This is a genomic window from uncultured Caballeronia sp. (genome assembly GCF_964243625.1).
Taxonomy (GTDB): Bacteria; Pseudomonadota; Gammaproteobacteria; order Burkholderiales; family Burkholderiaceae; genus Caballeronia.
Window position 1 is genome coordinate 1 of sequence record NZ_CAXTGZ010000525.1, and the last position, 2178, is coordinate 2178.

2 protein-coding genes are annotated in these 2178 nt (G+C 56.6%); both read right to left on the reverse strand.

Translation table 11 applies throughout. The features are described from left to right. Nucleotides 1–134 precede the first annotated feature (134 nt). Entirely contained in the window at nt 135–1592 is a 1458-nt protein-coding gene (aspA, locus tag ACFFAR_RS26215; RefSeq protein WP_174364748.1) for an aspartate ammonia-lyase, read from the reverse strand. A 71-nt stretch (nt 1593–1663) separates the two neighbouring features. Next, the coding region (locus ACFFAR_RS26220) for an aspartate/glutamate racemase family protein (protein ID WP_375508745.1) at nt 1664–2178 on the reverse strand (515 nt) is incomplete at its 5' end.

Below are 2178 nucleotides of genomic sequence, written 5' to 3' on the forward strand. Positions count from 1 at the left end.
TGGTCGCGAGATTGGCAAACTTATCAGTACCGCCAGCACGGCCGCCATCGTTATGCGTTCGACAACACTTACTCCTCGACTCGATGGACGGTGCATGGCGACACCCGCGTTCGCGAAGCGGTGGCGCTGCGCGATTACTGAACGATATCGCCGGACACAGGCGATTCGGCCCGACTGATCAGGCCCGCGTACACGCGTGGCTGGATCAACGCTTCCGGCCGCAGCGCTTCGTCGAGCTGCGCCTCGGTAAGCAGTCTTCGACGCAAAACGACTTCACGAATTGTTGTTCCCAGTGCATGCGCTTCAGCTGCGACGGACGTCGAGTTCTTGTAACCGATGTACGGATTGAGCGCCGTCGCGAGAGCAAGCGATCGATCGAGCGTTTCACGCAGTTTCTCTGGATTCGCGGTGATGCCCTTGATGCATCGCTCAGCAAGCGTCGTGCATCCGTTAGTAAGATGTTTGAAACTACGAAACAAGCTGCTCGCGATGATCGGTTCGAACGCGTTCAATTGAAGCTGGCCGCCTTCGGCGGCGAATGTCACGGTAATGTCGTTGCCAAATACTTCAAATGCGATCTGATTCATGACTTCCGGAATGACCGGATTGACTTTACCGGGCATGATGGATGAGCCGGCCTGCATAGGCGGCAGATTGATTTCGCCGAATCCCGCGCGCGGTCCGCTTGATAGCAGGCGGAGGTCATTGCAGATTTTCGAGAGCTTGACCGCAATCCGCTTGAGCACGCCGGATATCTGCACGAAGGCCCCGCAATCCTGGGTCGCTTCGATGAGATTAGGCGCTGTGCTAAGTTCGAGTCCCGTGATGCGATTCAACGCAACTAGCGCCTTTTGCGCATAGTCGGGATGGGCGGTGATCCCAGTGCCAATAGCAGTCGCGCCCAAGTTGATCTCACGAATCAGCACGGACGCTTCGCCAAGGCGAGCCATGTCTTCCTCCACCATGACCGCGTAGGTCGAGAACTCCTGGCCGAGGGTCATCGGCACTGCGTCCTGCAACTGCGTCCGGCCAAGTTTGAGCATGCCCGCGAACTCGAGCGCTTTCGCGGCGAACGCTGCATGAAGTATCGTCATTGCTTCAATCAGATGCTCGATCGCAAAGAGAGTAGCGATGCGAAGCGCGGTGGGATAAACGTCGTTCGTGCTTTGCGCGAGGTTGACGTGCTCGTTCGGATGAAGAAAGCCATACTCGCCGCGTTGGTGGCCCATCAGCTCGAGCGCGCGATTGCAGATGACTTCGTTCGCATTCATGTTCGTCGATGTTCCTGCACCGCCTTGAATGATGTCGACGACAAATTGGTCGTGCAGCCGTCCGTCTCTGATCTCGATGCAGGCAGCGGAAATCGAGTCGTACAAGGCCGGCGAAAGCAGACCGAGTTTTGCGTTCGCCTCGGCCGCCGCCTGCTTGACGGCGGCAAGAGCAACGATCAGTTCTGGATATGACGACACGGTGCTCCCCGATATCTGGAAGTTCTCTTTTGCCCGTAGTGTATGAACGCCGTAATAAGCCTCCTGAGGGACTTCCCTTTCGCCTAACAGGTCGGATTCGATGCGAAATTTCTGTGCTGCCACGATGTGTTCCTTGAGTGCTTTGGTTTGAAGCTGTCATGTGTCAGACCACCAACAGCGTTCGTTGACTATTGCTAATTGCCAAGCGCGTTAGCGATCAGAACGCAGCGTTGTGCAAGGACGTTCGTAGGATCGACGATCGTCACTGACACTCCACCAACGTCAAAAGCGTCCGCTTGCCCGATGATCAATGGCAGTTCGGTGCAGCCGAGAATCATGACCTTCGCGCCGCGGTCGCTGAGATGCTTTATCGCAGCAATCAGGTCTTCTCTGCACTTCCCTTCGGTGAAGCCGGCTTTCACACCGCAAGGCCCGTAGATCGCGGCCATAACCTTTTCCTGGAACTCAGGTTCGGGCGTGAGAACGTCGAGTTCACGTTCCGAGACGTTGTGATAGATGCGGCTTGCGACGGTTCCAGACGTCGCGAGAAGTCCGACTGTGCATCCAGCACCAAATCGATCGACGATATAGGAGACAGTCTCTCTGAGCATGTTGATGATCGGGACGTTGAGGTATGGCTGAATCCTTTCGACAAACGCGTGCGCGGTGTTGCAGGGCAGCGCAATGGCGCTTGCTCCACCCGCCTCCA